The organism is Glutamicibacter sp. NPDC055354, assembly GCF_053644955.1.
In genome coordinates this window covers 1-3,186 of sequence record NZ_JBSHMB010000008.1, presented here as the reverse complement: position 1 = coordinate 3,186, position 3,186 = coordinate 1, and the positions used below count along the sequence as shown (strand labels likewise).

Genomic DNA, 3,186 nt, shown 5'->3' with positions numbered 1-3,186 from the left:
TGCAATGCCTCAAGCAAATGTTATGTATTCACCAAATAAAAATATTCGGTATCAACAAACTTGGCACACTATTGAGTTCTCAAACAACAAACACTTACCGGTTCTTTACCCACCATTCCAGGCGGTAATTTCGTCCAGCGTTATATTCATATTATATAACTTCGAATTCCTGAAAGTCAAATCCATTGTTTGTGATTTGAACCAGTATTCTCAGTTCCCATTCTTTTCAATTGTTGTCCACAAGACTGTGGAAAAACCTTGATTTTCTGGGGTTCTGCCACCGTTTCACATCCGGTTATTTCTTCCGTTTTGTTCTCGGCGACAAGGAAAAACTATACACAGGTTTTGGGGGTCCTGCAAATCGGGTGGGTGGTTTTTGACGGTGACCGTGCACACTTAATTCCTGAACTGCTGATTCGACTCTTTCCATGTGCCCAATCGCTGGCAATTATTACCGAGCTAGGGCTGAGCGCGGAAACATTATTTCGCAGCTGCACAGAGCATCAGCGCCTGTACCTAGCGAGTTTATTGAACCCTTGAGAAGCGTACGCATATACGCGAACCCAATGAATTGTGCCCACATCAGCCGATTAGACGATGCGGGCGCATGCGTGCGTCTGAGCAAGGCACAAGAAGAGAACGCACATGGCGAAACGATGCATCTGGAGGTTCCATACGCGTGACGGCCAAGGCGGCATCAGCGCAATGACTACCTAGAGCAGTCGGCATTGATGCCGGCCCAATACAGGTCTTGCAGTGCTACGTAAGCACCACCCTCGGCTACGGTGAATAGCAGCGATATTTCGATCGCTGCCACTCCACTTGATGATCTACCGAATACAGGATGAAGTCCATGAAGTTCACGGCGTTGGAACGCTATTGCCACCTCACTGGGCAATCGTATGGCGAGGTGACTCCCGAAGAACAGCAGAGCGATTATCAAGCCGGGGTAACTGAGCTTGACGGACAGCGGTGGCGGATCAGGACCGCAAGGATCACGCCAACAAAGCCAGGTGGGTTCGTAGCTATATGGCATCGGGACGAAACTGGGACTACTGCCCCCTACGAATCCGAAGAGGGACTGCGCGGAGTTATGGTCTTTATCGAGGAAGCCGGCTGTTTCGGCGTCTTCCGCTTTACTCAACAGCACCTCGAGGAGCTGGGCGTCTTCGCCTCAGCATCGGCTCCAGGCAAGCGCGGTTTCCGCGTCTATCCATCATGGACGGCTGGCCTTAAGGGGCAAGCGAAGAAAAGCCAGAATAGTCAGCTGCCTGCGTTCACGTTGCTCGCAGACTAACTTGTCCCGCTCAGACGCCTACTGCAACTCCATGCGCCGGAACCTGAGTTCTCGTTGCGCACCACGCAAAGGTGAACCTTCAAAAGGCAACTCGCTGAGATCCGCAGTCAATGCGGCTTTCAATGCCAACTGGTTCGCTGACTGCGTGGCCCGGTCAGCCAAGCCGAGCACCCTTGCAAGCTCCGCCCAGTGCTTCTTCTTCAGATTCTTATCCTTGCCGGCAACAGTCAAAGCCATGGTGTCATCGCCGTAGACCAGGGTGCATGGGATGTCGTAGATGGGCGCTACATTAAACCGTCCATGCAAGTCCGCCAGAATCGAGACGTTCTTTCCATGCAAGTCGCCGTTGCCAGTTAGCCACGCAAAGACGAACTGCATGTATAGATTGCGCCTGGCGAGCACCGGAGCCTGGCACTGCAGCGCTAAGGCTTCAATAGCTTGTTCCGTGCTCACTGCATACTTGCTTGCCGGCGGAAGGTTCAATACCTGCATGGCATCTTCCAACGCCAAACGCGTGGGACTATCCGCCCCCTCGACACCCTCGCGATCGAACCTCTCGACCAGCAGCCCCGGACTCCCAGTGGAATCCAGTACTAGCCGATTGTTTGCGACCGGAAGTTTGAGCAATCGCGCTGCTTTCAGATGCTGCGCCTCATTAACGACCAAATGCGGATGATCCCGGGGATCAAGCTTGAGCAGATAGGCGCTGTTCTTGAACTCCACTGGTGTTGTCAGCATGGTTGCGCTGATCTTGTCTTGCACGCCGGGGATCGAGTGGCGGTCCAAGGTGCGCGCGAGGACCGAGAAGTCGAGTTCGGCCGTGCTGCTGAATTCAGCAACCACGGGGATTTGCTCCAGTGCTGATCCTTCAGGAACAACGCGTACATTGCCTGGAGTATCGGCGCCCACTGCCATCAGCAGAGTCAACTCGTCAGAGATGCTGGTCTTAGTTGCGTCCTTGAGAACGGTCAGGCGATGGCCTTCGGGCAATAGTCCCGAGAAGAACGATGGCAACGCGCCCCCAGGCCCAACGTATGCCTCCGGGGAAGCTGGCAAAGATGTCGCAATGCCCGCGCCACCATGTGCAAGGTAGTCCTTGTTATAGCTGAAGGCCACGCTTCCGTCGGACTGTCTGGCTAGAGTGCCGGCGAGGTTTTCGTTGCAGTAGACGTCAGCCTTGGTAACAAGCTTGAGCTCTTGGAGTTGCGGCTTCATTTGGCCACGAGAATTCGAAGGCCGAGTACATTCGCGACGGAGAGCACCGCTTCAATGGAGGGGTTTCCCGTCCCTCGTTCTATGGAGCGCAGCGTACGTTCGGAGATGCCAGCTAATTCAGCCAGCTGTTCCTGCGTCAGGCCATTCTGTTTTCTAACGCGCTGCAATTCGGCCCCTAGCTCAGTCACTGAATTCATGAAGGATCCTCTTCCGGCAGCATTTCGCCGATTGGCGACATTCTGCTCACTATCATTCAGCATGGAGCAAGAATCGGCAACAAGTTACCGAAATGATAGCCAGGTGCAAGCAATCGATTGTCAGAGGCATCAAAAGGCAGGATCTTGCCGATTGGCGGACCAGAACCCATCGGATAAAGCACCTGCAACGGAGCGGGCGTTCTCTCCCGTAGTGAGCCGCGGAGGTCCAGGGCCACGCCGTCTGCTTAGTCGCTTCAAGCGCGTCCGACATCGGGACACAGCTTAGCCATGGCTGCATTCACAACCCCATGCCTGCCTGGTCGTTCCTTGAGCGGTCTGCGCTAGCGGCCAGCACTCAAGCTCGTTAAAGCAGGAGGGAGGGGGAACCAAGCAGCACCAGCTGCCCAATTCCCCCTCCCCTTCTCGTTAAACAGGTGAGGCCCCGGCACCAAACGGTACCAGGGCCTCAAACCATCT

General features: G+C 54.5%; 3 protein-coding genes. 1 reads left to right on the top strand and 2 read right to left on the bottom strand.

Translation table 11 applies throughout. The annotated features are described in order from the left end of the window. The first annotated feature begins 853 nt into the window (after positions 1 to 853). Positions 854 to 1,297 carry a MepB family protein gene (locus ACWICV_RS17045; RefSeq protein WP_038993720.1) on the top strand — a complete coding sequence of 148 codons (444 nt, stop codon included), beginning with the start codon at positions 854 to 856 and terminating at the stop codon, positions 1,295 to 1,297. Between the two features lie 18 nt (positions 1,298 to 1,315). On the opposite strand, the gene ACWICV_RS17040 is transcribed toward ACWICV_RS17045, so the two are convergent. Beyond that, positions 1,316 to 2,512, bottom strand: a complete 1,197-nt coding sequence (locus tag ACWICV_RS17040; protein ID WP_454091386.1) for a type II toxin-antitoxin system HipA family toxin — start codon at positions 2,510 to 2,512, stop codon at positions 1,316 to 1,318. Beyond that, complete coding sequence (locus ACWICV_RS17035; RefSeq protein WP_454091387.1) at positions 2,509 to 2,709, bottom strand: helix-turn-helix transcriptional regulator; 201 nt, start codon at positions 2,707 to 2,709, stop codon at positions 2,509 to 2,511. The genes ACWICV_RS17040 and ACWICV_RS17035 overlap by 4 nt, the downstream gene beginning before the upstream one ends. Positions 2,710 to 3,186: the final 477 nt, after the last annotated feature.